Below are 25,869 nucleotides of genomic sequence, written 5' to 3' on the forward strand. Positions count from 1 at the left end.
TGCGTCAGCTAGGTAAGGCGATTTCAGTCGCTCGAAAAAAATCCCGCCGCGAACGATCACAACGGGATTTGTCTTGTTTTTAGATGACCCTTATTCGGCCGTTAGCAAAGGTGGCTTATCGCCGGAAAGGCGCGGTTTGTCCGGGCCTTCGATCTTCAGATCGATTTCCCCACCTTTGACGCCCACTTTGACAATGCCACCCTTGGCCAGCTTGCCGAACAGCAAATCTTCGGCCAATGGCTTTTTGATATGCTCTTGAATGACACGGCCAAGCGGTCGCGCGCCCATTTTTGCATCGTAGCCCTTATCGGCCAGCCACTCCGCTGCCGGTTTGGTCAGCTCGATGGTCACGTTGCGATCCATCAACTGGGCTTCCAACTGCAGCACAAACTTCTCGACGACGCGGAGGATAACCTCCTTCGGCAGAGGCGAGAAGCTGATCACAGCATCAAGCCGGTTGCGGAATTCCGGCGTGAAAGTGCGCTCGATTGCGGCGGTATCCTCGCCCTCGCGACGGTCGCGGCCAAAACCGATGGCTTCTTTGGCTTGCTCCGCCGCACCTGCGTTCGAGGTCATGATCAGAACGACATTGCGGAAATCCACCGTGCGTCCGTTGTGATCGGTCAGTTTACCGTGATCCATTACCTGCAACAGAATGTTGTAGACGTCCGGATGGGCCTTCTCCATCTCATCAAGCAGTAGCACACAGTGCGGATGCTGATCCACACCATCGGTCAGCATGCCACCCTGATCAAATCCAACATAGCCCGGAGGAGCGCCGATGAGGCGGCTGACGGCGTGTTTCTCCATGTATTCGGACATGTCGAACCGTAGCAGTTCCACCCCAAGGGTATCGGCCAGTTGCTTCGCCACCTCGGTTTTGCCAACGCCGGTCGGGCCCGCAAAGAGGTAGTTACCAATCGGTTTTTCAGGTTCACGCAGCCCTGCGCGCGCCAGTTTAATGGCCGATGACAGTGCCTCGATCGCTTTGTCCTGACCAAAAACCACCCGTTTGAGCGAGTTCTCTAGGTCCTTGAGTACTTCGGCATCGTCTTTCGAGACGTTCTTCGGCGGAATACGCGCAATCTTGGCGACCACATTCTCGATCTCTTTCGTGCCGATTGTTTTGCGCCGTTTCGCGGCGACAACAAGATGCTGCGCCGCACCGGCTTCATCGATCACATCGATTGCCGAGTCCGGCAATTTCCGGTCATTGATGTAGCGTGACGCAAGTTCCACGGAGGATTTGATCGCATCGGCCGTGTATTTGACCGAGTGATGATCCTCGAAATAGGGTTTCAGACCCCGCAAGATTTTCACGGCATCTTCGACAGACGGCTCATTGACATCGATTTTCTGGAACCGACGGCTCAGCGCGCGATCTTTTTCAAAGTGCTGACGGAATTCCTTGTAGGTCGTCGACCCCATGGTCCGCAGTTTTCCGCCTGCCAAAGCGGGTTTCAGCAGGTTTGACGCATCCATTGCGCCGCCCGAGGTTGCACCGGCACCAATCACGGTGTGAATCTCATCGATGAACAGCACCGCGTCTTCGTGTTGTTCCAACTCAGCAACAACAGCTTTCAGACGTTCCTCAAAATCACCGCGGTACCGCGTGCCCGCCAGCAATGCGCCCATATCGAGCGAATAGATCGTGGTATTTTCCAAAACCTCCGGCGTCTCTCCGGCAACGATCTTGCGTGCCAGCCCTTCCGCAATTGCAGTCTTGCCAACGCCGGGGTCGCCTACGAGAAGCGGGTTGTTTTTGCGGCGACGGCAGAGCACCTGAATACAGCGCTCCACCTCGGCATCCCGCCCGATGAGCGGATCGATATCACCTTCGCGGGATTTGGCGTTCAAATCCACGCAGTATTTCTCAAGCGCGCTTTCCTTTTTCTCGCCTTCGGTGACGCCCTGCGCCTCTTCCTCATGCTCGGGCGCGCCCGAAACGGGGCGTTGTTCTCCAAACGCGGGATCCTTGGCCACTCCGTGCGCGATGAAATTGACCGCGTCATAGCGCGTCATATCCTGCTCTTGCAGGAAATAAGCCGCATTGCTCTCGCGCTCTGCGAAAATGGCAACCAGCACGTTGGCGCCCGTCACCTCCGTGCGCCCCGAGGATTGCACGTGAATGGCTGCGCGTTGGATAACGCGCTGGAAGGCGGCCGTGGGCACCGCTTCGGAGCCATCAACGTCGGTGACCAGATTGCTCAGGTCCTCGTCAACAAACTCTACAAGCGTGGCGCGCAGATCGTCGATGTCGACGCTGCAGGCTTTCATCACGCGGGTCGCATCCGGCTCATCAATCAATGCCAGCAAGAGATGCTCAAGTGTCGCAAATTCATGCCGTCGTGCATTGGCAAGGGCCAAAGCAGAATGGATTGCCTGTTCTAGTGTGGTCGAAAATGAAGGCACAATAAGCGCTCCTTCTGATCGGGGTCGGTGGAGGATCTGATTCTTGCCGATCCGTAAGCCGACCATGGCCTCATAGTATTAGAGTTTGGTTGATCGCAGCCCGGCTTCAAGTTTTTTCTTCGTTTTCTCAGTCACAAATTGTGTGAAGACGACATGAAAGGCTGTGATTTGGGCGTTAGAATGCATCCTTTCGGGTGCGGATTTCAGCAAAAACCTCAACGTTCGATGCATCTGGGAGCCCCAAAAGGCGGCGAATGTCAGGGTCGTCAGCGCGCAAGAACGGATTTGTTGCCATTTCCAGCGCCAAAGTCGAGGGAACGGTGGGAACCCCTGCAGCGCGCGCCGCAACGATCTCTTCATTCCGGGATATAAGGCTAGGATTATCAGGATCAATGGTTAATGCGAACTTAGCATTGGACGCGGTGTATTCATGTCCGGAACAAATCAGGGTCTCCGGGGGGAGGGCGGTAAATTTGCTCAGGCTGGCCCACATCTGATCTGCCGTCCCCTCAAAGAGGCGTCCGCATCCCAGCGCCATCAGGCTGTCGGCGGTAAAAGCGGCCGCCGCGTCGGGAATGTAATAGGCGATATGACCGACGGTGTGACCAGACACATCCATCACCTGAACCGGGTGTCCGGCGAAATCGAAGGTTTCAGCATCACCAACGCGGCGGTTCAGCGTCGGCAAGCGGTGCGCATCTGCAGCGGCCCCTGTGACGGAGGCCGGGTGATCCTGCAGCACGCGGCCCAGCCCTTGCACGTGGTCATCATGGTGGTGGGTGATCCAGACCTCATCCAACCGCCATCCCCGGGAGGACAGTGCGTGCAGGATGGGCTCGGCCTCAGGCACATCCACAAGGGCGGTTTTGCCCGTCGAATCGTCATGCACCAAAAAGGCGTAATTGTCCGAAAGGCAGGGGATGGTCACGATCTCGAGGGGCATGGTCATTTTCCTTGGCTTTTGCGACACTCTGACCAGAGTGACCGATACCGGGGCGGGCTGCAATGCATCTGGACGTGCAGGATCTGCGCAATTTCTATTATCGCTCCGCCCTTGGAAGGGCGGCGCAAGCGAGCCTGCAGGCGCGCATGCGGGAGATATGGCCCGAAGCAAAAGGACAAACCGTTGTCGGGTTCGGGTTCGCGGCGCCCCTGTTGCGCCCCTATCTGAAAGACGCGCGCCGCGTGATCGCACTGATGCCCGGACCACAGGGGGTGATGCCCTGGCCGCCGGGCCAGCCCAATGTCTCCGTACTGACCGAGGAAACGGAATGGCCGCTGGAAACCGGGCATGTGGACAAGCTGGTTGTCTTGCACGGGCTCGAAACGTCTGAACGGGCGTCTGATCTGTTGGAAGAATGCTGGCGCGTCCTGGGGCCAGGGGGGCGTGCCCTCTTCATTGTCCCCAACCGCGCCGGGCTTTGGGCGCGGCGGGACCGCACGCCCTTTGGCTATGGCAGGCCCTATTCGCCCGGACAATTGGAAACGCAACTGCGCAAGCATCAGTTTTTGCCGGAGCGCCATGCGGGCGCGCTTTATCAGGTGCCTTCGACCAAGCGGTGGTGGATGAAATTCGGCCCGGCTTTTGAAAAATTCGGGCGGCGTGTCCCAACGATGATGGCCGGCGGCGCTTTCATGGTCGAAGCCACGAAACTGGTCTATCCGCCCAAGGGCAAGGTGGAGCCGCTGCGCAAATTGCGGGCAAGCGCCGTTTTGGAACCCACGGCCAAGCCGGTTTAGCGATTAAACGATCACCCCTACGGCAGCGATGGGTGCGCAAAACGGCACATTTTGTGGCTTGGGAATCGAAAAATCCGTTAATAACGCCGCCATTTTGCAAACTTTCTGAGGGGCCAAACGGTCGCACCTGGGCCAAGCCGCTGAAATCATGGGAAAAGACGCAAAATCGCGGTTCACTATCTCATGTTGCGGGGTGTGATCCTCTCTGCTACATCACCGCTGATTTCGACGTCTTGAGTTAATTCAAGCCGCGCCAACACTCTCGGTGACGCGACTTTTTCGCATATCCGGGGCCGACTATCGAAAGGGTGGATGTGTCAGAACCAGCTTCGATTTCCACGAGCATTGCCGGGCGTTACGCCACCGCAGTCTACGAAATTGCCAGCGATGGAAAAGCCATCAAAGTGCTGGAGACCGACCTCGACGCGCTACAGGGCGCCCTTGCAGACAGCGAAGATTTCCGCGCCTTGATCCACTCGCCGATCTACTCTCGCGAAGAACAGGGCGCGGCCATCGCAGCCCTTTCCAAGAAAATGAAACTGTCGGACACGCTTGCCAACACGCTGGCGCTGATGGCGCAGAACCGCCGCTTGTTTGTGCTGCCGCAACTGGTCGCAACCCTGCGCGATATTATTGCTGCGGAAAAAGGCGAAGTGACCGCGGATGTCGTCTCGGCCAAGGCGCTGACGAAAACGCAGGCCGACAAGCTGGCCAAGTCATTGAAGGCCTCGACAGGCAAAACCGTAACACTCAATGCGACCGTGGATGAAAGCCTCATCGGCGGTCTTATTGTTAAAGTTGGTTCGCGCATGATCGACACGTCGATCCGCTCGAAACTGAATTCCCTCCAGAATGCAATGAAAGAGGTCGGATAAATGGGTATCCAAGCAGCAGAGATTTCTGCGATCCTGAAGGACCAGATCAAGAATTTCGGTCAAGAAGCCGAAGTGGCCGAGGTTGGCCGGGTGCTTTCCGTCGGTGACGGGATTGCGCGCGTATACGGTTTGGACAATGTTCAAGCTGGTGAGATGGTCGAATTCCCCGGCGGTATTCAGGGCATGGCGCTGAACCTTGAATCCGACAACGTCGGTGTGGTGATCTTTGGCTCCGACCGCGACATTAAAGAAGGTGACACCGTCAAGCGGACCAACTCCATCGTGTCCGTGCCGACCGGTGACGAGCTGTTGGGCCGCGTTGTGGACGGTCTGGGCAATCCGATTGACGGCAAAGGCCCGATCAACGCCAAGACCTCCTCGGTTGCGGACGTGAAAGCGCCGGGCATCATCCCGCGCAAATCAGTCCACGAACCGATGGCGACTGGCCTTAAAGCGGTCGACTCCATGATCCCAATTGGCCGTGGCCAGCGGGAGCTGATCATCGGCGACCGTCAGACCGGCAAAACCGCCGTGGCGCTCGATGCAATCCTGAACCAGAAATCCTACAACGACGGGGCAGGCGACGATGAGAGCAAGAAGCTCTACTGCGTCTATGTCGCCGTGGGTCAGAAGCGCTCCACCGTGGCGCAGCTGGTCAAGAAGCTCGAAGAAACCGGCGCGATTGAATACTCCATCGTGGTCGCCGCCACGGCGTCCGAGCCTGCGCCCATGCAGTTCCTCGCACCTTATGCTGCGACGGCGATGGCCGAACACTTCCGCGACAATGGTCGTCATGCGCTGATCATCTACGATGACCTCTCCAAACAGGCCGTGTCTTATCGCCAGATGTCGCTGCTGCTGCGCCGTCCGCCCGGCCGTGAAGCCTATCCAGGTGACGTTTTCTATCTTCACTCCCGTTTGCTGGAACGCTCCGCGAAACTTGGCGATGATGCGGGCAACGGTTCGCTGACAGCCCTGCCGATCATTGAAACCCAAGGCGGTGACGTGTCGGCCTTTATTCCAACCAACGTGATTTCGATCACCGATGGCCAGATCTTCCTTGAAACCGAGCTCTTCTATCAGGGCATCCGCCCGGCCGTGAACACCGGTCTGTCGGTGTCTCGTGTGGGCTCCTCGGCGCAGACCAAGGCGATGTCTTCGGTCGCCGGCCCGGTAAAACTGTCCCTCGCGCAGTATCGTGAAATGGCGGCCTTCGCGCAGTTCGGCTCCGACCTCGACGCCTCGACCCAACAGTTGCTGGCACGCGGCGCGCGTTTGACCGAGCTGATGAAGCAATCGCAATACTCGCCGCTCACCAACGCGGAAATCGTTTGCGTGATCTTCGCAGGCACCAACGGGTTCCTCGACAAGGTTGACGTCAAGGACGTGGGTCGTTTTGAGGCTGGCATGCTGGCGCATCTGCGCTCAAAGCATCAGGCGCTGCTGGACGACATCACCAATAACGACCGTAAGGTGAAAGACGACCTCGCTGACAGCATCAAGGCTGCTCTCAACGAATTCGCCGCTGATTTCGCTTAAGAGGTAGGCCCATGCCCAGTCTTAAGGACCTGAAAAATAGGATCGAGTCGGTCAAATCGACCCGCAAGATCACAAAGGCCATGCAGATGGTTGCAGCGGCCAAGCTGCGCCGCGCGCAGGAGGCTGCCGAGCAGTCGCGCCCCTACACGGAGCGGTTCAACGCCGTGATGGCGGGGCTGGCGGCGTCGGTCGGTGGGTCGGATTCTGCCCCCAAATTGCTGTCGGGCACTGGCAGCGACAAGGTGCAGTTGCTGATTGTCATGACATCGGAGCGCGGCCTCTGTGGCGGCTTCAACTCGAACATCGCGAAACTGGCGCGCAACCACGCGGACAAGCTTTTGGGCGAAGGTAAAGAGGTCAAAATCCTTACCGTCGGCAAAAAAGGCCGCGACCAGATGAAGCGGGACTATGGCCAGTACTACATCGGCCATGTCGACCTGACGGAGGTCAAGCGCGTCGGCTACGTCGATGCTCAAGGCATCGCCAAAGACGTGCTCGGCCGGTTTGATGGCGGCGATTTCGACGTGGCCACGCTCTTCTATTCGAAGTTCGTGAATGTGGTCACGCAAATCCCGACCGCACAGCAGATCATCCCGGCATCCTTCGAAGCGGAGGAGGGCGACGAGGCCTCAACGCTCTTCGACTATGAACCTTCCGAAGAAGCGATCCTTGCGGATCTGCTGCCGCGCGGGGTGGCCACGCAGATCTTTGCGGGCTTGCTGGAGAACGGCGCGTCGGAACAGGGCGCGCGGATGTCTGCGATGGACAACGCGACACGCAATGCGGGTGAGATGATCGACAAGCTGACCATCCAGTACAACCGTTCACGTCAGGCCGTCATCACCAACGAGCTGATTGAAATCATTTCGGGCGCGGAAGCGCTCTAAAGAACAAACCGGAGAAACGACATGGCAAATGCAGTCGGCAAAGTAACTCAGGTCATCGGCGCGGTCGTTGACGTTCAATTCGAAGATCACCTGCCGGAGATCCTCAACGCGCTGGAAACCGACAACAACGGCAACCGTCTGGTGCTCGAAGTGGCCCAGCACCTTGGTGAAAACACCGTGCGTGCGATCGCGATGGATGCCACCGAAGGCCTTGTGCGCGGCCAGACCGTGACCGACACAGATGGCCCGATTTCGATCCCGGTGGGCAACGCCACACTGGGCCGCATCATGAACGTGGTGGGCGAACCGGTGGACGAAAAGGGCCCGGTGAACGCGGATGAGAAACGCTCCATCCACCAGGACGCGCCTGAATTTGCCGAACAATCGACCACCTCCGAAGTGCTGGAAACCGGCATTAAGGTGATCGACCTGCTGGCCCCCTACGCCAAGGGCGGCAAAATCGGCCTCTTCGGTGGTGCCGGTGTGGGCAAGACCGTTCTGATCATGGAACTGATCAACAACATCGCCAAGGTGCACTCCGGTTATTCGGTGTTCGCGGGCGTGGGGGAACGGACCCGTGAAGGGAATGACCTCTACCACGAGATGATCGAATCCAACGTGATCGACCCCGAGAACCTGGAGAACTCCCAGGTGGCCCTCGTATATGGTCAGATGAACGAGCCTCCAGGCGCGCGGATGCGTGTGGCGCTGACCGGTCTGACACTGGCCGAGCAGTTCCGCGACCAGTCCGGGACCGACGTTCTGTTCTTTGTCGACAACATCTTCCGCTTTACGCAGGCGGGTTCCGAAGTGTCCGCCCTTCTGGGTCGTATCCCTTCCGCTGTGGGCTACCAGCCGACACTGGCCACCGACATGGGCGCGATGCAGGAACGCATCACCTCGACCAAAGCCGGTTCGATCACCTCCGTGCAAGCGGTCTACGTGCCTGCGGATGACTTGACCGACCCTGCGCCTGCGACCTCCTTTGCGCACCTCGATGCGACAACGGTTCTTTCCCGTGCGATCTCCGAGCTGGGCATCTACCCCGCCGTGGACCCGCTCGATTCCACATCGCGTCTGATGGACCCTGCGGTTGTGGGTGACGAGCACTATGCGGTTGCCCGTGACGTTCAGGGGATCCTGCAACGCTACAAGTCGCTGCAAGATATCATCGCGATCCTCGGCATGGACGAACTCTCCGAAGAGGACAAGCTGACCGTGGCCCGCGCTCGGAAAATCCAGCGTTTCCTCAGCCAGCCTTTCGACGTGGCGAAGGTCTTCACCGGGTCTGATGGTGTGCAGGTGCCGCTCGCTGACACCATCGAAAGCTTCAAGGCGGTTGTGGCCGGTGAATACGACCACCTGCCCGAAGGCGCCTTCTACATGGTTGGTGGCATCGAGGAAGTGAAAGCGAAAGCTGAAAAAATGGCGGCTGACGCTGCTTAAGGAGCCGGATTGATGGCAGATACGACGCAATTTGACCTGGTCTCGCCCGAGCGGCGGCTTGCCTCTGCGCAGGTCGTGTCGGTCCAGATCCCGGGCGCTGATGGCGATATGACAGCGATGGCGGGCCATGCGCCCACCATCACTACGCTGCGCCCCGGCCTGCTGAGCACCGAAGGCCCGGATGGGACGTCGGAATATGTCGTCACCGGTGGTTTTGCCGAGATCACGGCAGCCGGTGTCACGGTTCTGGCCGAGCGCGCGTTGCCACGCGCCGAGGTGACGGCAGAACATCTGGCCGAAATGGTCAAAGAGGCCGAAGACGCGTTGAACAACGCCAAAGCAGCCTTTGAGAACGAACCCGGTCCGGTCGACGATGCCGCCAAACTGCTCGCCGATATGGTGGCGGTAGGTGATCACATCGGCATCTCAGCACGCTGAACAACGCCTGATTACAGACGAAAGACCCCGCTCGCATTGCACGGCGGGGTCTTTCCATTTTTGCTCGTCGCGACCCGCATTGGATGGGTCCGATTCTCTGGGCCCATGTTCACGATGTCCGGTACCGCAGCTGCGGTCGTAAATGGTGTGCGACGACGTTCCGGGTGGGAGCCATAAAGCGGGATCATACTCTGTGTTGCCAGACCCGATGCCATGCCTACTGCCTGTTGCCAGGGGCCGTTGAAATGTGCCGCATCACAATCTGGCGGGGTTGCCGCGCAGCAGAACCGAGTGGTCGGTAATCTTGCCCGTCTGGACCCAGACGATCTTGTTGCCGTTGCGATGGAAGGTCACGCAGCGTTCCTTGCCGCCGCCAAGCTTCGCCCAGCGGCGGCAATACTTGTTGCCCTTGATCCGCCAGACACCGGATTCGATCCGTTTTTTGTTGTAAACAATCTTCATTTTCCGGTCGGAACTGTAGTGGATAACGTATTTTCCCGACCGGTCTACGCCGCGCAGGGAATTTCCGACAAGCGCGCTTTTGATCTCTTGCCCGGTCATCTGGGTGTATGTGGATTTCTGGCTGGTGTTGCCGGCGACGGCAGTACTCGCGAGAACAAGGCTGGTCAGACCAGCGATAAGAAGGGTTTTCATCTGTCTCTCCATTCAAGTTGCGTGTGGGGAGAACGGGTGGGATGAGCGGTTATTCCTCGCTTTTTTCTCTTCGCTTCACTTTTGAATATGCGGGTCGAGTCGACAGAGTGGCGATGTATCTTCTCTCGATTGAGAAAGCGCAATAAAAAATAAGGTGTTACAGTGCGGCGCGCGACTTGCGGGTCTATCAATCACAGGTTTACGGGCGCTCCGCGCGAAAGTGCGCAGGATCACCCACCGCGCGTTGGTCGCTCTTACTCCACCGTCTCGATGTAGAGCTTCACCGCGGCGTACCAATCGGCATAGGCGCGGATCTCTTCGTTGGTGAGCTCTGCGGCCACCTCGCTCATCACCTCGTGTGTCCGCTGCCCACTTCGAAAGGCTTTGAGCTGTGTGTCGATGTAGATATTGGTCTCTCCCGCCAGATTGGGCGCATCGTCGACAAGGTGAATGCCATCTGTTCCGTGACAGGCGACGCAAGCCTCCGGGGCACCCGCTGGGTCCGCAGTCAACTCCGCCGTTGCAGAATGCCCCGCGTACCAGGCCGCAAGATCGGCGATCTGCTGATCTGAAAGGTTGGCGGCAACGATGGTCATCATCTCATGCTCACGCGTGCCATCTCGAAAGGCGGTCAGCTGCGCGCGCAGATAGGCTTCGGGTTCCCCGCCGATATGCGGCGCAATCGGAATGGTGGCAAACCCATCTGACCCGTGACAGGTCCGGCACTGACCAGAGATTTGGCGCCCGGCGTCCCGGTCACCGATGATATCCGCAAAAATGGGCCCGGCGTGTAACCCCACGCCGAGCACCAGAAGGCCTGCAAGCCTCATTTGGTGTAAGCAATCCGCCAGATCGCACCGGCGAAATCATCCGAGACCAGCATCGAGCCATCTTTCAGGAAGGCGATGTCCATCGGCCGCCCGCGATATTCGCCTGTTTCCTCGTTCAGCCAGCCATCGGCAAAGACCTGCGCTTCGACCGCATCGCCGGTCTCCGGATCCAGCGCCGTGAACATCACCCGCGCGCCCACCGGCGTCGTGCGGTTCCACGAGCCATGCTGCGCCCAGAAGATGCCGCCCTGATAGGCATCGGGGAAGCTCGACCCTTCGTAGAACTTCATGCCCAGATCGGCGGCATGGGCGGTCAGCTCCAGCTGCGGTTCGATGAAGGTGACGCCTTCGGGACGTGGATGCTCGGCTTCGGACATGATCTCGACACGGCTGTTGGTCCAGGGAAAGCCAAAGTGCTGGCCCGCCTCGGTCTGGCGATTCAGCTCGCCCGGCGGGATGTCATCCCCCATGCCGTCCACCTGGTTGTCGGTCCACCACAGCTCACCTGTCTCGGGGTGGAAATCCTGCCCCACCGAGTTGCGCACCCCACGGGTAAAGACCTCGCGTCCCGTGCCGTCCGTGTTGATGCGGATGATGCCGCCGATGCCGATCTTGTCGTACATCTCGACCTTCTCCGCTGGCTGAACGTTGTGCGGCTGTCCCAGCGAGATATAGAGCTTGCCGTCCGGGCCCACGTCACAGACCCGCGCGGTGTGGTTGAAGCTCTCTTCCTCCACCGGCACCAGATCGCCTTGCTCGACCACGACGGCCACCGCCGGATCGGGCCCTTCAAAGAAGAACTCCGCCGCCGGGAAATTCAGCACCCGGTTGCGCTCGGCGATGAACAGGAAGCCATCCTTCGAGAAGCAGGGCCCGTTTGGAATGTCGAAGGTGATCGAGGGCGCGAAATCCTTGACCTCATCGGCCACGCGGTCGCGGTCGCGGTCCACCACGGACCAGACCTTGTCCTTGCGCGTGCCCACAAATGTCACCGTGCCCTGTGGCGCCACCGCCATGGAGCGCGCGTCCGGCACAACCGCATAGAGGCTGACCTCGAACCCGTCCGGGACCGTGATATGTGGAATAATGTTCTTGAGCGCATCTGCCCGGTCTCCGGACTGATCGATCATTGTGAATGTCGCGTCGGTGCGTTGCATATTGGACAGCTTGTCCATGTTATCCTGCGCACTGGCCGTGCTGGCCAGCCCCGTGCTTAGCAATAGTCCAGCAGCAAGTTTCAGTAGCTTCATGATCATCCTCCCAGTTGATTGAATTGCGGCTACACACCCCACACTGCGGACCCGCAACGCCCCGCATCCGATATAACAGCGTAGTCAAAGCCGACCTGTCAACAACCACCGCGTGTTGCACGCACGATGCGCACACCGACTTTGGTCGGTCTTTTCGATTGGGAAAACCGGACTTAGGCACGGCGTGTCGAGATGGGATATTGAGGTAGCAGCGCCTGGATCCGAGAACGCCCCAGGGGCGCGCAGATCGTCGCGCGCTGTTCTCCCGCCGGGTGCCGTCGCTAGCGTTTTTTGGCTGGCGAACCCTGACCGAGATTACTCAGCGGCGTACATGCCATCGTAGATCGGGCTCAGCGTTTCCGCCTCGAACAGGGAAGAGACGGAGGTGCCGCTCCAGATGTTCAGGATCGCCTGAGCGAAAACGGGCGCGGTGGGCACGATGCGGATGTTCTTGGCGTTCTTCACAGCCTCTGTTGCCGCAATCGAATCCGTGATCACTAGGGATTTCATCACCGATTTGGTAACACGTTCCACTGCGGGGCCGGACAGCACGCCGTGGGTGATATAGGAGTGCACTTCCTTGGCGCCGTTCTCGATTAACACCTCCGCCGCTTTGCAGAGCGTACCGGCCGTGTCGCAGATATCATCCACAATCAGGCAGGTTTTCCCGGTCACATCGCCGATCACTGTCATTTCTGCAACTTCGCCGGGCTTTTCGCGGCGCTTGTCCACAATGGCGAGCGGCGATCCGATGCGCTTGGCCAACTCGCGCGCGCGCGCTACGCCGCCGACGTCCGGGGAGACGATCATCAGCTCGTTCATCTTGTTTTTGAACGCGTCCTTGATATCGAGCGCGAAGATCGGCGAGGCATAGAGGTTGTCGACAGGGATGTCGAAGAAACCCTGGATCTGTGCCGCGTGCAGATCCATGGTCAGGACCCGTTCGATGCCAGTGCCCACCAGCATATTTGCGACCAGCTTGGCGGTGATGGGGGTGCGGGCCTTGGTGCGGCGGTCCTGCCGCGCGTAGCCGAAATAGGGTAAAACAGCTGTGACCCGCGAGGCAGAAGAGCGGCGCAGCGCATCCGCCATGATCAGGAGTTCCATCAGGTTGTCATTGGCGGGGTTGGAGGTGGATTGGACGATGAACATGTCCTCGCCCCGGACGTTTTCGAAGACTTCGACAAAGATTTCACCGTCGTTGAACCGCTCAACCCTTGCATCCACAAGCCCCACCTGTTTGCCACGATGCATCGACATCCGCCGGGCGATGGCATTGGCCAATGGCATGTTGGCATTACCGGCGATCAGTTTCGGTTCTTGGAATTCTGGCATGGGGGGCGATCCTGGGTTGCGTCGAGCAAATGTGACAGATTCGTGATGTTGACTTCACCTAGCACGGCCTTACCAATCGGCAAAGAACCTCACACCTCTAAGGAGCCGCAAAATGGCACATATCGACCTCTTTTTCTCAACGCTGTCTCCTTATGCCTACCTTGCCGGGAATCGCGCCGAAAAGGTGGCGGAAAAACACGGGGCCTCCATCACCTACAAGCCGCTCGACATCATGGCGCTCTTCGCTCGGACCGGAGGCACACCACCCAAGGATCGCCATCCCAGCCGGGTCGCGTATCGCGCGCAGGAACTGGTGCGGCAGGCCAAGCTGCTGGACATGCCGTTCAACCTGAAGCCCGCCCATTGGCCCACCAACGCGGCCCCGTCGTCCTATGCCTTTATTGCGGCGCAGAACGCGGGCGGTGGGGATCTGGGCAAGCTCATGTTTTCGATCTGCCGGTCGGTCTGGGCGGAGGACAAGGACATCGCCGAGGATGCGGTGGTGCGGTCCTGTCTGCAGGAGGCCGGGTTTGATGCCGGGCTCGCGGACAGCGGGCTGCTGGTCGGGGCGGAAACTTATGCGGCCAACCTGGAAGAGGCGGTGGAGCGTGGCGTGTTCGGCTCGCCCTTTTACATCACCGACAGCGGGCAGCGGTTCTGGGGGCAGGACCGGATTGCCGATCTGGATGCGCATCTCGCCGGAAAGATATGACATCAGGCCATTTCACCCATGCCCGGACCTTTGGGCATGGGGCGAGAGAGGCGCTGGCGATCCATTGCACTCTGGCGCATGCTGGCGCCTGGCGGGGCGTCGGCAAGGCGCTGGAAGACTGCGTGACGCTTACGGCGATCGACCTGCCCGGTCATGGCAAGAGCGACGATTGGGACGGCACGGTTGATCTGCATGACCTATGCATGATGGCCGCACGGACGCATTTGCCGACGCGCCGGGATGTGATCGGTCATTCATTTGGCGCCACGGTCGCGCTGCGCCTTGCGGTGGAGCATCCGGAACGGGTGCGCAGCCTGACCCTAATCGAGCCGGTATTCTTTGCGGCTGCCATCAAGGACACGCCCGAGCGGATGCAGGCGCATGAGGTCGAGGCAGAACCCTATTTTACGGCTCTTTCGGCAGGTGACACGGCAAAGGCCGCTCGCCTTTTCAACCGGTTCTGGGGCGACGGCACCAAATGGGACGAGATGCCGGAGACGACGCGCCGTTATCTTGCGGACCGCATGTATGTCGTCCCCGGTCAGTCGCCTGTGATCATCGATGACGCCGCGGGGCTGATGACACCGGGGCGGCTCGAACGGGCCGCGATGCCCTGCCTTCTGATCGAAGGGGACCAAACCGCCGATATCATTTGCGCGGTCAATGCCAGTCTCGCGCGCCGGTTGCCCAATGCCCGACGCGCGATCATTGCAGGCGCCGGGCATATGTCGCCGATCACCCACCCCGGCGCGGTAGCGCAAGAGATTGCAGCACTACTCGAAGTGGCTGAGGAATAGGTCGATCTGCTCCGGCGTCATCGACCAGTCACACACCAGCCGCGCCGTCAGCAACTCGTCCGGGTCATCGCCCGCGAGCGTGCCTGACCAGATGTAGTAGACGGCACCCGCATCGTGCAGGCGCTGATGCACCCGGCGGGCAAAGCGGGCAAAGATCATGTTGGCCTGCGGTTCGTGTTCGAATATTGCGCCCGCCGCGCGCAGTCCAGCGGTAAGCCGGGCGGCGTTGGCATTCGCGTTTCCGGCGGCCTTTAGCCACGCGTTATCCTGCAGGTACCCGGCCATCTGCGCCGACAGGAACCGGTGTTTGGAGAAGAGATGCGCCCCGCGTTTGCGCCGCAGCTCAAACTCCCACGCCTTTTCAGGGTCGAAGAATATCACGGCCTCGACGCCCAGACAGCCGTTTTTCGTGCCGCCAAAACTGACCACGTCAACGCCTGCTTTCCACGTCATCTCCGCCGCTGAGCATCCCAGCGCCGCCAGCGCATTTGCGAAACGCGCGCCATCCAGATGCACCGGCAGGTCGAAGCCTTTGGCCACCGAAGTCAGGGCCTGGAGTTCGTCCAAGGTGTAGACACTGCCGCGTTCCGTCACCTGGGTGATCGAGACGGCCCCGCGTTCCGGCCCGTGCACGCCACGCACGCCTTCCGCCTTGATCCGGGTGCGCAATCCGCCGGGTGTCATCTTGTCGGGTGTGTCCACGAGGCACAGCTTGGCGCCGCCGGTGTAGAACTCAGGGGCGTTGCACTCATCCTCCTGAATATGCGCGATGCGGCTGCAGAACACCGTCTGCCAGGGCTGGCAATAACAGGCCAGCGCCAGCACGTTCGCGGCCGTGCCCGTGGCAACCAAATATACGGCGGCCTCCGGGACTTCAAAGATATCGCGGATCTGCTGCCGGACCTCCTCCATGACCGGATCCGCGCCATAGGGCATCGCATAGCCGGTGTTGGCTTCCGCCATGCGGCGCATCACTTGCGGCAGCGCAGGCCCCGCGTTGTCGGAGGCAAAAAACATCAGACAGGCTCCTCGATGATATGCTCTTCCCACTCGTCTTCGGGGATGTCGAATTCGCTGAGCGTCCAGCCCTGCACCGACACGCCCGCGTCATGTACCGATTGCGCCGTGCCGCTGATCAGCGGGTGCCAGTCGGGCAGGGGATCCCCTTGCCACAGCAGCCGGTAGGCGCAGGTTTCAGGCATCCAATAGGCGTGCGTGTCCAGATTGTCAGGTTTCAGAACGATGCATTCAGGGATGAACTGATGGCGGTTTTCATAATGCGCACAGCGACAAGTGCTGTCGTCCAGCAGGCGGCAGGCAATGCGGGTCAGCGCAACGGCACCGCTTTCTTCATCCTCGAGTTTGTTGAGGCAGCATTTGCCGCAGCCATCGCAGAGCGATTCCCATTCCTTCTGGGACATCTTGGTCAGCGGTTTGCGCTCCCAGAACCTGTCTTTCAGGCCGCTACGGTCGATGGGATCGCTCACAGCGCCCCCAAAATGCGGCGGGCCTGCGCGCTATCCGCGTCCATTTGCGTAATCAGCGCGTCCAGACTGTCGAACTTTTCTTCGGGGCGGAGATGCTCGACAAGCGCAACCGACAGCGGCGTGCCGTAGAGGTCCCCCTGAAAGTCAAAGATGAAGGTTTCCAGGTTGGGGCGATTTTCCCCGAACATCGGGCGGACCCCCATGGAGGCAACGCCGTGGTAGCTGCCCTGATGCGGGCCTTCCAGCACGTCGACCAACACCGCATAGACACCAAACGCGGGCGGATGCAGCCCTTCGATGGACATGTTGGCCGTGGGATAGCCCAACTCGCGCCCGCGCTGTTCGCCGCCGACCACCGGTCCTTCGATCCGGTGCCAGTGGCACAGCATATCCGCTGCGAGCCGGGGATCGCCATCGCTCAGCGCCTTGCGGATCGCCGTGGAGGAGACCGTTTTGTCCGACTGCTCGATCAGTGGCGCAATTGTGACGCCAAAACCCATGTCTCGGCCAAACTGACGCAAATCATCAATGGTACCGGCACGCCCCTTGCCGAAACAGAAATCAGCGCCCACGATCACATGTTTCAGGCCAAACCCATCGGCAATGACTTTGCGGGCGAACTCTTCGGGGGTGAGCGCCGCCAGTGCGGCGTTGAAGTTCAACTCATAGAGCCGTTGCACCCCCAGTTTTTCCAGGCGGCTGGCGCGGGCTTCACGGCTCATCAGCCGAAAGGGGGCGGCGTGGGGGGCGAAATGCACACGCGGATGCGGCTCAAACGTGACAATCCCCAGCGGCGCATCAGGTTCAACCTGCCGGGCCAGATCGATCACCGATTGGTGGCCCAGATGCACCCCGTCAAAATTGCCAATCGCCGCGCTGGCGCCGCGGTTTTCGGGGTCAACAAATTGGTAGTCGCGGATAATCCTCATCCGCCTTGCGTAGCCTCGACACGCAAGACACGCAAGCGCTCTGACCTGTCAGAAAGGGTGGTGGCGCCGCAGGGGGGAGGTCAGTCGAACTTGCGTGACGGTGCCATCACGGTGGCCTCGCCGATCAGGACTTTCTTGCCGTCGACCGAACAGTGGCATTCCAGCTTGACCCGGCGTTTGGCCATTTCGATGTCGATGACCTTCACCTCGGCGTAGACGAGATCGCCCGGACGGACCGGTGCCAGAAACTTCAGGGACTGGCCCATGTAGACAGTGCCGTGCCCGGGCAGTTGCTCGCCAATCACCGCCGAGATCAGACCCGCGGTCAGCATCCCATGGGCAATACGCCCCTCAAAGATCGTGTCGCGGGCGTAGTCATCATCCAGATGCACCGGGTTCCGGTCGGTCGAAATCTGGGCAAACATCTCGATGTCTTCGTCCGTCACCACCTTTTGCAGGTGGCGCGACATGCCCATTTCAATGTCCTCGATGCAGATGGTGCCGCGGGGCAGATTGTCCAACATGATGACCCTTCCGGTAATTTTCTGATCATTACGATGTAGCGGTTGAAACTTTATTACTTCGCAACTGCAGAAAAGCAAGGAAAAAATAGGTCAGCGCAGGAACCCTATCGTATAGGTCGGGTTGGACATTTCCCTTTTTAAATAGTCCTTTAGCGCGTCAGGATCAGGATCGCTGTTTGTTTTGGTCTCTGCCGCGGCGAGACCGCCGGAGATGAACAGCGAATCGATGTCCTCCCCCATGGCCCCTGCGATATCCGTCAGCACGCCGTCCCCGATCGCCAGAATGCGATTGTCGGGCACATCCGTGCCGAGCGCGGAGAGCCTGCGGCGCGCCAGATCATAGATCGGCGGATGCGGTTTACCGAAGTAGAGGCTCTCACCGCCCATGTCAGTATAGAGTTGCGCCAGTGCGCCCGCACACCATTCTCGTTGCTCGCCCCGGTCGACAACGATGTCGGGATTGGCGCAGAGCAGCTTCAACCCGCGCTGTTTGGCCATCAGAAACTCGGGGCGCATATCGTCGGGGTCGGCCAGCGGATCACGCGGGCCCGTGCAGACGATACCCTCTGCCTCTTCCAGAGGCACGGCGCGCACGTTCACAGGGTTTTGCACCACCCCAATGGGCTCAAAGAACCGTTCATCGTCCGGATAGCCAATGTGCCAGACTTTTTCCCCCACCACACCGCGAAACATGGCTGAGCGCGCGCTGTCGCCCGAGGTGGCGATGGTGTCCCAACTGTCGTCCGGCACACCAAAAGCCACCAGTTGCTTTTGGACGCCTGCGCGGGGGCGGGGCGAGTTTGTCACCAGGACAACCTTGCCGCCGGATGCGCGATAGTCTTTCAGGGCGGCGACCGCATCGGGCAGGGCGGAGACGCCGTTGTGAACGCACCCCCACAGATCGACGAAGAGCGCGTCATATTGCGCGGAGATCTCGCTGAGAGAGGTGATGATGCGTGTCATGTCCGGCCCGCTCCGTTGCTGCTGTCAGGCACGGTCGATCAACCCACGACCGGCCCGCCTGTTGAAAAGCCCACCGCCAGAGCCGCGGGCCGGGATTCAGACCTTCAGGTTCGGAATGATCTGCTTCTTGCGGCTCATGATGCCGGGCAGAACGACCGTGTCGCCATCCACGCTTGCGTCAAAGCTCTTTTCAGCCACGGATTTCACAAGGTCATTCGGGACCATCAGCGTCGCTTCTTCCTGCAGGATATCGACGACAAACAGCAAGACCTGATCTGCGCCGTCCTCATCGGCGACCCCGGGCATCGCCGCCATCAACGCATCTTTGCGATCCAGCACCATTTTAGGCGAGGTCGTCTCCAAGACGGAGACGCGGAACTGCTTGCCGCCAACTTCGTATTCCTTGCTGTCCATACGCAGCAGTTCGGCTTCGGAAAAGGCCGAAACATCGGATTTCGCGGCGAACATCTCTGCGGCATATTCGGAAATATTAACATCCAGCGCTTGCGCCAGATCCCAGGCCACGGCCTTGTCTTCATTGGTCGTGGTTGGGCTGCGGAACTCCAGCGTGTCGCTGAGAATGCACGACAGCATCGCGCCCTGGATGCTCTGCGGCATCTGCGCCAGATCCTTGCCGATCATTTTCCACATGATTGTGGCCGTGCAGGCCAGAGGTTCGATGCGGATGTCGATGGGACCTTTGGTTTCCAGCCCGCCCACCAGCTTGTGGTGATCAATGATGCCCTGGATATCGGCATCATTGATGTTGTCCGGCAGTTCCGCGGGGTTGTTCGTGTCCACGATCACCACAGGCGTGTCCGCGGCAACCTCCGAGATGATCTCGGGCTTGTCCAGCGACCAGCGGTCCAAGACGAACAGCGCTTCGGTGTTTGGCTCTCCCAGAAGGACCGGCTTGGCATCGACGCCTTTGATCTGGTTCAGATACCACGCCCAGATGATGGGCGAGCCGGTGCTATCGGTATCTGGAGATTTGTGGCCAAAAACGAGGGTTGTCATACTGGGGAATCCTACAGTTGCGGAACTAAAAATTTCGCGCCTTATAACACGGGCATCACTGGTGTCACCCCGCCTCTGCTGCGGCGCAGCATCACAGCTTCAATTCGGCGCGTTTCTTCTTGGTCAATCCGGCGATGACCATGTCATATGATGCTTTAAGGTGATTTTGAAGCTCACTGTCTGAGAGGCCAGGTGCCGCATAGTGTTGCAGCCACTTCAACCCGCGCGAGGCCATATAGGGGGCGGGGCGCACGCCGGGCGTATCTTGCAGAACTTCGAATGCAAGATCGGAGGCCTTGAAGGTAAAGGCGTCCTGCCCGTCATTCCAGCCGCAAATGGCAAAAACCTTGCCGCCCACCTTCCAGACATCGGCGTTGCGCCACTGCACCACATGGGTTGTTGCAGGGAGCGCCGCGCAAAAGGCGTTGAAGTCATCGCGTGTCATCTGGCCAGGATAGGACGCGGTGCGGTTTCTGTCATCTCAAACGAAAGTCGCGCCCCCCGAAGGCAGCGCGACATTCTGTTGTTGGCTAAAGTGGGGCGCTTACGCTGCTTTGCGTCGCCGACGCATCACACCCACGGTGCCCAGACCGGTCAGCAGCAACAAAGCACCCGCAGGCAGCGGCACTGGCGCCAGCTCAATGTTCACGTCGCCACGATAGCTGGACGTTTGCAAGCGGCGGATCTGAGCGTTCTCGTCACACAATGTACAGCCCTTGCCCGCAGAGAGCGAGAACCAGAAGGCCTGGCCAAGCTTTTGGTTCTTGTTGTTGGCGCCTTCACCAACTTGAACCGCAAATTGATAGTTGGCTGGCTTCAGCACCGCGTTCAGGTTCAAACCGGCCAGTTTGCCAAACCCAACCAGCATGCCGCCGGTCATATCCAGAAGCCGGATCGGACCAATGGGATCGACACCCTCATTCTTGAAAACCGGGTTTTCCGTGCCGGGCACCGACCCGAAATTGAACATCACGTCAAAACCACTTGTCGCATCGTTCTGCGACTGTGCCCGGCCCTTCAGATACCCGCTGTCGTCACTGTTCAACATCAGCTTGCCCGCAGCCGGAGCGAAATCGAAGTCGGACCCGAAGAATTGCCCGTGGACCGTTCCCAGCCCGCCTTGCAACCACACGCTGTGGTCTGCGCCATTGCCGACGGCAGATGTTGCGCGATATTTACCGTCAAAAACCGCAGCATGGCTCGCCGTCGCGGAAATCACGACCGCCGCCACTGCGGAGATGAGTGTCTTAATCTTCATATTGGTACCCTCTTTACACCGTTTTTTTTGCCGTCGTTTTGGCATTATGTTGTTTTAGTGAACGGACGCTAGCATGACATCATGCCTTGTTCATAGCGTGGAGGTGGGTTTAATGCCGTGAAATCTGTGGCACTTAAGGTTAATTTTCGACCCTGCCGGGAATGGCTCTCGCGAGGCGAGAATACCCTCCTGAAACGGGTGGCCGGTCTGCGAAATCCGCGAAGGGAACGAATCATTCCAAGGTCGAAAAATCCCCCATCGAACGCGCCTCGGGAAATGGATCTCTATCCGCCGATCAAGAGGCTGCTCGAAAGCCAGGGCTATGACGTCAAGGCCGAGGTTGGCGCGGCGGATGTCGTGGCGATGCGCGGCGAAAGCGATTTGGTTGTCGTGGAGTTAAAGCTGGCGCCGTCATTGGCCTTGTTCCACCAATGCGTTGAGCGATTATCTATAACGGATGCGGTTTATATGGTGTTCGAGCGAAAGGCCGGAAAGCGGGGCCAGAAGTCCCGCAAGCAGACCATCGCGATGGCCCGCAGGCTGGGGTTAGGCGTCATGACCGTGCGGCTGAAAGACGGTTTCGTGGAGGTACATTGTGATCCGGGGCCCTACGCGCCGCGTAAATCGACCAGACGCAAAACCGCCCTTATCAAAGAGTTTGCGCGGCGCCGGGGGGATCCGAACGCAGGTGGCCAGACCCGTTTGGGATTGGTGACTTCATACAGACAGGACGCGTTGCGCTGCGCCGCACATCTCGCCGAACAGGGGGCAAGCAAGGGCTCGGAGGTTGCGAAAGCAACTGGGGTTGCGACGGCGACGCGCCTGATGGCGGACAATCACTACGGATGGTTTGAACGTGTGTCCAAGGGTATTTACGCGCTCACCGCCGCCGGGCGTGAGGGCCTTGTCCATTGGGCGTATAGCTGGGAAGACACCTAGCGGCCCTTGGGATCTTAGGGCTGTGCATAAACCCGCACATTTTTCCAAATAGCGCTGTTGACTCACTGGCGGATGGTGCCTAGCTATGCCGCGTTAGCACTCGATAGAGGTGAGTGATAACGTTTTGGGCGAAAAAGAGTATCGCCTGAATCCAATGGGAGAAACTTTGAGCCTTAAGGAGCTGCAAAGATGGCATTGAAACCGCTTCATGACCGCGTGCTGGTACGCCGCACGGAAAGCGAAGAAAAAACCGCTGGCGGATTGATCATCCCCGATAGCGCGAAGGAGAAACCTTCCGAAGGTGAAGTTGTTGCTTGTGGCGAGGGTGCCCGCAAAGACAGCGGCGAGCTGATCGAAATGGCCGTGAAGGCCGGTGACAAGATCCTGTTCGGCAAATGGTCCGGCACAGAAGTCACGCTCGACGGCGAAGAACTGCTGATGATGAAGGAAAGCGACATCATGGGGATCATCGAGTAAGCCCTCCGGCTGCTCTGACCTTCACTCGCTGAACTCAAACTAGATATTCTCAAGAGGAGAAAACAACATGGCTGCTAAGGACGTCAAATTCGACACCGATGCCCGTAACCGTATGCTCAAGGGTGTGAACATCCTTGCAGACGCGGTCAAAGTCACGCTTGGTCCAAAGGGCCGCAACGTGGTTCTGGACAAATCATTCGGCGCGCCGCGCATCACCAAGGACGGTGTTTCCGTTGCCAAAGAGATCGAGCTTGAAGACAAGTTCGAGAACATGGGCGCACAGATGGTCAAAGAAGTGGCCTCGCGCACAGCTGACGAAGCGGGCGACGGCACAACCACCGCGACCGTGCTGGCCCAGGCGATTGTCAAGGAAGGCATGAAATCTGTCGCCGCTGGCATGAACCCGATGGACCTCAAGCGTGGGATCGACACCGCGACATCAACCGTGATCGAAGCCATCAAATCCGCGTCGCGCCCCGTATCCGACAGCGACGAAGTTGCACAGGTCGGTACGATTTCCGCAAACGGCGAAGCCGACATCGGCAGCCAGATCGCTGGTGCGATGCAGAAAGTCGGCAACGAGGGTGTGATCACCGTCGAAGAAAACAAAGGTCTGGAAACAGAAACAGACGTTGTCGAAGGCATGCAGTTCGACCGCGGCTACCTGTCGCCTTACTTTGTCACAAACGCTGACAAGATGACCACTGAGCTGGAAGATTGCATCGTGCTGCTGCACGAAAAGAAGCTGTCTTCGCTGCAGCCAATGGTGCCGCTGCTGGAGCAAGTGATCCAGTCGCAAAAACCACTCCTGATCGTTGCAGAAGACGTTGAAGGCGAAGCGCTGGCAACCCTGGTGGTCAACAAACTGCGCGGCGGTCTGAAAATCGCAGCGGTCAAAGCACCTGGTTTCGGCGATCGCCGCAAAGCCATGTTGCAGGACCTTGCGATCCTCACCGGCGGTCAGGTGATCTCCGAAGATCTGGGCATGAAGCTTGAATCCGTGACCATGGACATGCTGGGCTCGGCCAAGAAAGTTCAGATCACCAAGGATGAGACCACCATCGTTGATGGGTCCGGCGAGAAGGCTGAAATCGAAGCACGTGTGGCGCAAATCCGCACGCAGATCGAAGAAACTACCTCCGATTACGACCGTGAGAAGCTGCAAGAGCGCGTTGCCAAACTGGCAGGCGGTGTTGCTGTGATCCGTGTTGGCGGCATGACCGAAGTGGAAGTGAAAGAGCGCAAGGACCGTGTGGACGATGCGCTGAACGCAACACGCGCTGCCGTACAAGAAGGCATCGTTGTGGGCGGTGGTGTTGCACTGGTTCAGGCCGGTAAGACACTCGAAGGCCTCGCTGGCGAAAACAACGATCAGAGCGTCGGCATCTCCATCGTGCGCAAGGCACTGGAAGCACCGCTGCGTCAGATCGCTGAAAACGCTGGTGTGGACGGTTCCGTTGTCGCGGGCAAGATCCGCGAAAGCGACGACGCAGCCTTTGGCTTCAACGCTCAGACCGAAGAGTATGGCGACATGTTTGCCTTCGGTGTGATCGACCCGGCCAAAGTGGTGCGCACAGCGCTGCAGGACGCGGCATCCATTGCCGGTCTGCTGATCACCACCGAAGCTATGGTTGCTGATAAGCCTGCAAAAGAAGGCGCGGCACCTGCCGGTGGCATGCCCGACATGGGCGGCATGGGCGGCATGATGTAAGCCACGCCGATCTGGTGAAAGAATTGGGCTCGCCTTCTGGCGGGCCCTTTTTTATGGCCAGGATCAGTCAATCAAGCGGCGACTTTGGATGGTTTCAAAGCGTTTGCTGTTCGCATCGAGAGGGTTCTGGTCACCTATCCCGAAACGGTCGCACTGCTGTCCCGAAGTTTGGTCAGCGCCTGCGCCAACGTCTCTTCGGTCCTGTCCTTGTCCAAAAAACCGCGAACGTGTTGGCCATATCTGGATTTGATCAGGTGGTGCATTTCCGGAGGCGCAAAAACCAGAACCATGACATCTTGCAGGCGCTCGTCACCAATCAGCGCATCCAGGAATTCCAAACCGCCCATGCGCGGCATCTGCAAATCCAGGATGACGATAAACGGGACCACAGCGCTATTTTCTGCGGATTCAGCGTCGCGCAGCACAGCCAAAGCATCCTGGCCGTCGCTTGCCGTAAGTGTAGCGCTGGTGATCTTCAGCCTTTTCAACGCGCGCCGCACGGCCAGAATGGCGACCGCATCGTCGTCCACCAGCAGGAATGTCGCGTCTGTTATCACATCGTGATCCTCTGCGGCTGTCTAATTCTGGCCAAGTCGTTCTTAGGCTCCGGTCGTGCGCCAGGCGTTGCAGGATTATACCTGACAACCTGTTTACGGATGATTGCCAGTTTCAGATCGCAAAAATGCATGCAAAGGGGCAGGTCCTGCGGCCACGTCACCCGATTTGATTTGCCTCTCCCCGAAGTGTCACCTGTTAACGGTGTATTCAGCGGGCGATGCTAGCGTACGGCAAAAGACACTTCTGAGGATCGCGACTTCATGACCCGCAATATTGCCATCAACGACATCGAAACATCTTTGCCTGCGGGGTCGCAGGACTTTGAGGATTTCATCTATTTGATCAGTCACGATGTGCGCAATTCTGTCCGTGCTCTGATCGAATTACCGCAATGGATCGAAGATGATCTGGCGGAAGCAGGCGTTAAAGTTGATGGCTCTGTCGCCGAAAGCATCGATCTCATGAACAAGCATACCGGCAGGTTGGACCGCATGCTGGTCGATCTCCTGACCTTTTCACGGATCGGGCGCATGCAGGCCATCGAAGAGGTGGACCTAAACGATGCCTTAGATGAGGTGCTGGAAGAAGTACGCATTCCGTCTGGTTTCAAGGTTGTGCGTGCCCTCGATTGCGCGCGGCTGACAATGGGCGAACGGGATGTGCTGACACTGTTGACGGCCTTGATTTCGAATGCCGTCAAACATCATGACCGTTCGGTCGGCAAAATCATTGTGTCCTGCTACCGCGAAGGCAGCCAGGTGGTGTTGACGGTGCGCGACAATGGGCCGGGCATCCCGTCTGGCTATCACGCGCGCGTATTTGGCGCGATGACAACGCTGAAACCGCGCGATGAAGTCGAGGGAAGCGGCATGGGGCTCGCGATTGCGAGAAAAATCGCGAAACTCTACGACGGTGACGCGAAGGTTATAGAAAACACGGAGAACCGTGGCACAACGCTCGAAGTACGGATTGTTGCATAGGCGACACCAATTTCAGCAGTCTTCCCGTGAAAGTGAACGCGGGTTGCCTTCGCAAGCGATCTGACACCCAACACGTAGTTGGCCTTGCTCAAAAGAACCGCTAAGGCGCAT

General features: G+C 59.0%; 27 protein-coding genes. 12 read left to right on the plus strand and 15 right to left on the minus strand.

Going from position 1 to position 25,869, the window contains the following annotated elements; genetic code table 11:
* Positions 1-90: 90 nt before the first annotated feature.
* Complete coding sequence (clpA, locus tag Q1A20_RS07985; RefSeq protein ID WP_298973929.1) at positions 91-2,412, minus strand: ATP-dependent Clp protease ATP-binding subunit ClpA; 2,322 nt, start codon at positions 2,410-2,412, stop codon at positions 91-93.
* Between the two features lie 175 nt (positions 2,413-2,587).
* Positions 2,588-3,355: a hydroxyacylglutathione hydrolase gene (gene gloB / locus Q1A20_RS07990; protein ID WP_299916703.1), complete on the minus strand. Its 768-nt coding sequence runs from the start codon at positions 3,353-3,355 to the stop codon at positions 2,588-2,590.
* Between the two features lie 62 nt (positions 3,356-3,417).
* On the opposite strand from gloB, the gene Q1A20_RS07995 reads away from it, so the two are divergent.
* The 6 genes from Q1A20_RS07995 to Q1A20_RS08020 all read left to right on the plus strand — a co-directional run bounded on the left by Q1A20_RS07995 (position 3,418) and on the right by Q1A20_RS08020 (position 9,337).
* Entirely contained in the window at positions 3,418-4,152 is a 735-nt protein-coding gene (locus tag Q1A20_RS07995) for a class I SAM-dependent methyltransferase (protein WP_299402767.1), read from the plus strand.
* A gap of 314 nt (positions 4,153-4,466) precedes the next feature.
* Positions 4,467-5,027 (plus strand): F0F1 ATP synthase subunit delta, encoded by a 561-nt coding sequence (locus tag Q1A20_RS08000; RefSeq protein ID WP_299916706.1) that lies wholly within the window; start codon positions 4,467-4,469, stop codon positions 5,025-5,027.
* Positions 5,028-6,566, plus strand: coding sequence for a F0F1 ATP synthase subunit alpha (gene atpA / locus Q1A20_RS08005; RefSeq protein ID WP_298973926.1), 1,539 nt, complete (start codon positions 5,028-5,030; stop codon positions 6,564-6,566).
* A gap of 11 nt (positions 6,567-6,577) precedes the next feature.
* Entirely contained in the window at positions 6,578-7,453 is an 876-nt protein-coding gene (locus Q1A20_RS08010; protein WP_298973925.1) for a F0F1 ATP synthase subunit gamma, read from the plus strand.
* A 21-nt stretch (positions 7,454-7,474) separates the two neighbouring features.
* Positions 7,475-8,899 carry a F0F1 ATP synthase subunit beta gene (gene atpD, locus Q1A20_RS08015; protein WP_298973924.1) on the plus strand — a complete coding sequence of 475 codons (1,425 nt, stop codon included), beginning with the start codon at positions 7,475-7,477 and terminating at the stop codon, positions 8,897-8,899.
* A 12-nt stretch (positions 8,900-8,911) separates the two neighbouring features.
* A complete protein-coding gene (locus tag Q1A20_RS08020; RefSeq protein ID WP_298973921.1) occupies positions 8,912-9,337 on the plus strand; it encodes a F0F1 ATP synthase subunit epsilon in 426 nt (141 codons plus the stop codon).
* 255 nt (positions 9,338-9,592) lie between these two features.
* On the opposite strand, the gene Q1A20_RS08025 is transcribed toward Q1A20_RS08020, so the two are convergent.
* From Q1A20_RS08025 to Q1A20_RS08040, 4 genes are all read right to left on the minus strand, one after another.
* Positions 9,593-9,991: a hypothetical protein gene (locus Q1A20_RS08025; protein WP_298973919.1), complete on the minus strand. Its 399-nt coding sequence runs from the start codon at positions 9,989-9,991 to the stop codon at positions 9,593-9,595.
* A gap of 254 nt (positions 9,992-10,245) precedes the next feature.
* Complete coding sequence (locus Q1A20_RS08030) at positions 10,246-10,821, minus strand: c-type cytochrome (RefSeq protein ID WP_299402775.1); 576 nt, start codon at positions 10,819-10,821, stop codon at positions 10,246-10,248.
* Complete coding sequence (locus tag Q1A20_RS08035) at positions 10,818-12,074, minus strand: PQQ-dependent sugar dehydrogenase (RefSeq protein WP_299403234.1); 1,257 nt, start codon at positions 12,072-12,074, stop codon at positions 10,818-10,820. The genes Q1A20_RS08030 and Q1A20_RS08035 overlap by 4 nt, the downstream gene beginning before the upstream one ends.
* A 312-nt stretch (positions 12,075-12,386) precedes the next feature.
* A complete protein-coding gene (locus Q1A20_RS08040) occupies positions 12,387-13,406 on the minus strand; it encodes a ribose-phosphate pyrophosphokinase (protein WP_298973915.1) in 1,020 nt (339 codons plus the stop codon).
* A 112-nt stretch (positions 13,407-13,518) separates the two neighbouring features.
* Here Q1A20_RS08040 and Q1A20_RS08045 point away from each other — a divergent pair, with 112 nt between their 5' ends.
* Positions 13,519-14,118: a 2-hydroxychromene-2-carboxylate isomerase gene (locus Q1A20_RS08045; protein ID WP_299402777.1), complete on the plus strand. Its 600-nt coding sequence runs from the start codon at positions 13,519-13,521 to the stop codon at positions 14,116-14,118.
* Positions 14,115-14,915, plus strand: a complete 801-nt coding sequence (locus tag Q1A20_RS08050; protein ID WP_299402779.1) for an alpha/beta hydrolase — start codon at positions 14,115-14,117, stop codon at positions 14,913-14,915. Before Q1A20_RS08045 ends, Q1A20_RS08050 begins: the two co-directional genes overlap by 4 nt.
* On the opposite strand, the gene Q1A20_RS08055 is transcribed toward Q1A20_RS08050, so the two are convergent.
* The 8 genes from Q1A20_RS08055 to Q1A20_RS08090 all read right to left on the minus strand — a co-directional run bounded on the left by Q1A20_RS08055 (position 14,892) and on the right by Q1A20_RS08090 (position 21,093).
* Positions 14,892-15,932 carry a low specificity L-threonine aldolase gene (locus tag Q1A20_RS08055; RefSeq protein ID WP_299916709.1) on the minus strand — a complete coding sequence of 347 codons (1,041 nt, stop codon included), beginning with the start codon at positions 15,930-15,932 and terminating at the stop codon, positions 14,892-14,894. The genes Q1A20_RS08050 and Q1A20_RS08055 overlap by 24 nt on opposite strands.
* Complete coding sequence (locus Q1A20_RS08060) at positions 15,932-16,402, minus strand: YcgN family cysteine cluster protein (RefSeq protein WP_298973908.1); 471 nt, start codon at positions 16,400-16,402, stop codon at positions 15,932-15,934. The genes Q1A20_RS08055 and Q1A20_RS08060 overlap by 1 nt, the downstream gene beginning before the upstream one ends.
* Positions 16,399-17,331 (minus strand): bifunctional riboflavin kinase/FAD synthetase, encoded by a 933-nt coding sequence (locus tag Q1A20_RS08065; RefSeq protein ID WP_299916710.1) that lies wholly within the window; start codon positions 17,329-17,331, stop codon positions 16,399-16,401. The genes Q1A20_RS08060 and Q1A20_RS08065 overlap by 4 nt, the downstream gene beginning before the upstream one ends.
* An 80-nt stretch (positions 17,332-17,411) precedes the next feature.
* Positions 17,412-17,855: a MaoC family dehydratase gene (locus Q1A20_RS08070; protein ID WP_298973906.1), complete on the minus strand. Its 444-nt coding sequence runs from the start codon at positions 17,853-17,855 to the stop codon at positions 17,412-17,414.
* Positions 17,856-17,945: 90 nt separating this feature from the next.
* Positions 17,946-18,818 carry a TIGR01459 family HAD-type hydrolase gene (locus Q1A20_RS08075; protein WP_299916711.1) on the minus strand — a complete coding sequence of 291 codons (873 nt, stop codon included), beginning with the start codon at positions 18,816-18,818 and terminating at the stop codon, positions 17,946-17,948.
* A gap of 96 nt (positions 18,819-18,914) precedes the next feature.
* On the minus strand, positions 18,915-19,835 hold the full coding sequence (locus tag Q1A20_RS08080; protein ID WP_298973904.1) for a manganese-dependent inorganic pyrophosphatase: 921 nt from the start codon (positions 19,833-19,835) through the stop codon (positions 18,915-18,917).
* A 91-nt stretch (positions 19,836-19,926) separates the two neighbouring features.
* Complete coding sequence (locus Q1A20_RS08085; RefSeq protein ID WP_299402787.1) at positions 19,927-20,280, minus strand: MmcQ/YjbR family DNA-binding protein; 354 nt, start codon at positions 20,278-20,280, stop codon at positions 19,927-19,929.
* Positions 20,281-20,379: 99 nt separating this feature from the next.
* Positions 20,380-21,093, minus strand: a complete 714-nt coding sequence (locus tag Q1A20_RS08090) for a VPLPA-CTERM sorting domain-containing protein (protein ID WP_298973902.1) — start codon at positions 21,091-21,093, stop codon at positions 20,380-20,382.
* A gap of 276 nt (positions 21,094-21,369) precedes the next feature.
* Between Q1A20_RS08090 and Q1A20_RS08095 the strand changes: the two genes are divergently transcribed.
* The 3 genes from Q1A20_RS08095 (at position 21,370) to groL (ending at position 24,220) form a co-directional block, all read left to right on the plus strand.
* Complete coding sequence (locus Q1A20_RS08095; RefSeq protein ID WP_299402789.1) at positions 21,370-22,032, plus strand: DUF2161 domain-containing phosphodiesterase; 663 nt, start codon at positions 21,370-21,372, stop codon at positions 22,030-22,032.
* Positions 22,033-22,221: 189 nt separating this feature from the next.
* The gene (groES, locus tag Q1A20_RS08100) at positions 22,222-22,509 is read left to right on the plus strand and encodes a co-chaperone GroES (RefSeq protein ID WP_298973900.1); all 288 of its coding nucleotides are present in this window, start codon (positions 22,222-22,224) and stop codon (positions 22,507-22,509) included.
* A 67-nt stretch (positions 22,510-22,576) separates the two neighbouring features.
* Positions 22,577-24,220: a chaperonin GroEL gene (gene groL, locus Q1A20_RS08105; RefSeq protein WP_298973886.1), complete on the plus strand. Its 1,644-nt coding sequence runs from the start codon at positions 22,577-22,579 to the stop codon at positions 24,218-24,220.
* Positions 24,221-24,354: 134 nt separating this feature from the next.
* On the opposite strand, the gene Q1A20_RS08110 is transcribed toward groL, so the two are convergent.
* On the minus strand, positions 24,355-24,777 hold the full coding sequence (locus Q1A20_RS08110; RefSeq protein WP_299916712.1) for a response regulator: 423 nt from the start codon (positions 24,775-24,777) through the stop codon (positions 24,355-24,357).
* A 261-nt stretch (positions 24,778-25,038) separates the two neighbouring features.
* Here Q1A20_RS08110 and Q1A20_RS08115 point away from each other — a divergent pair, with 261 nt between their 5' ends.
* Positions 25,039-25,758 (plus strand): HAMP domain-containing sensor histidine kinase, encoded by a 720-nt coding sequence (locus Q1A20_RS08115; RefSeq protein WP_299402793.1) that lies wholly within the window; start codon positions 25,039-25,041, stop codon positions 25,756-25,758.
* Positions 25,759-25,869 lie beyond the last annotated feature (111 nt).

This window comes from uncultured Roseobacter sp., assembly GCF_947501835.1.
Lineage (GTDB): Bacteria > Pseudomonadota > Alphaproteobacteria > Rhodobacterales > Rhodobacteraceae > Roseobacter.

Bases quoted from the DNA above. Each gene is read 5' to 3' on its own strand.
- atpA (WP_298973926.1), top strand. From the start codon at position 5,028: ATGGGTATCCAAGCAGCAGAGATTTCTGCGATCCTGAAGGACCAGATC.
- Q1A20_RS08080 (WP_298973904.1), bottom strand. From the start codon at position 19,835: ATGACAACCCTCGTTTTTGGCCACAAATCTCCAGATACCGATAGCACC.
- groES (WP_298973900.1), top strand. From the start codon at position 22,222: ATGGCATTGAAACCGCTTCATGACCGCGTGCTGGTACGCCGCACGGAA.
- Q1A20_RS08070 (WP_298973906.1), bottom strand. From the start codon at position 17,855: ATGTTGGACAATCTGCCCCGCGGCACCATCTGCATCGAGGACATTGAA.
- Q1A20_RS08020 (WP_298973921.1), top strand. From the start codon at position 8,912: ATGGCAGATACGACGCAATTTGACCTGGTCTCGCCCGAGCGGCGGCTT.
- Q1A20_RS08085 (WP_299402787.1), bottom strand. From the start codon at position 20,280: ATGACACGCGATGACTTCAACGCCTTTTGCGCGGCGCTCCCTGCAACA.
- Q1A20_RS08030 (WP_299402775.1), bottom strand. From the start codon at position 10,821: ATGAGGCTTGCAGGCCTTCTGGTGCTCGGCGTGGGGTTACACGCCGGG.
- groL (WP_298973886.1), top strand. From the start codon at position 22,577: ATGGCTGCTAAGGACGTCAAATTCGACACCGATGCCCGTAACCGTATG.
- Q1A20_RS08040 (WP_298973915.1), bottom strand. From the start codon at position 13,406: ATGCCAGAATTCCAAGAACCGAAACTGATCGCCGGTAATGCCAACATG.
- Q1A20_RS08095 (WP_299402789.1), top strand. From the start codon at position 21,370: ATGGATCTCTATCCGCCGATCAAGAGGCTGCTCGAAAGCCAGGGCTAT.
- Q1A20_RS08065 (WP_299916710.1), bottom strand. From the start codon at position 17,331: ATGAGGATTATCCGCGACTACCAATTTGTTGACCCCGAAAACCGCGGC.
- atpD (WP_298973924.1), top strand. From the start codon at position 7,475: ATGGCAAATGCAGTCGGCAAAGTAACTCAGGTCATCGGCGCGGTCGTT.
- Q1A20_RS08010 (WP_298973925.1), top strand. From the start codon at position 6,578: ATGCCCAGTCTTAAGGACCTGAAAAATAGGATCGAGTCGGTCAAATCG.
- Q1A20_RS08115 (WP_299402793.1), top strand. From the start codon at position 25,039: ATGACCCGCAATATTGCCATCAACGACATCGAAACATCTTTGCCTGCG.
- Q1A20_RS08045 (WP_299402777.1), top strand. From the start codon at position 13,519: ATGGCACATATCGACCTCTTTTTCTCAACGCTGTCTCCTTATGCCTAC.
- gloB (WP_299916703.1), bottom strand. From the start codon at position 3,355: ATGCCCCTCGAGATCGTGACCATCCCCTGCCTTTCGGACAATTACGCC.
- Q1A20_RS07995 (WP_299402767.1), top strand. From the start codon at position 3,418: ATGCATCTGGACGTGCAGGATCTGCGCAATTTCTATTATCGCTCCGCC.
- Q1A20_RS08075 (WP_299916711.1), bottom strand. From the start codon at position 18,818: ATGACACGCATCATCACCTCTCTCAGCGAGATCTCCGCGCAATATGAC.
- Q1A20_RS08050 (WP_299402779.1), top strand. From the start codon at position 14,115: ATGACATCAGGCCATTTCACCCATGCCCGGACCTTTGGGCATGGGGCG.
- Q1A20_RS08025 (WP_298973919.1), bottom strand. From the start codon at position 9,991: ATGAAAACCCTTCTTATCGCTGGTCTGACCAGCCTTGTTCTCGCGAGT.
- Q1A20_RS08090 (WP_298973902.1), bottom strand. From the start codon at position 21,093: ATGAAGATTAAGACACTCATCTCCGCAGTGGCGGCGGTCGTGATTTCC.
- Q1A20_RS08055 (WP_299916709.1), bottom strand. From the start codon at position 15,932: ATGTTTTTTGCCTCCGACAACGCGGGGCCTGCGCTGCCGCAAGTGATG.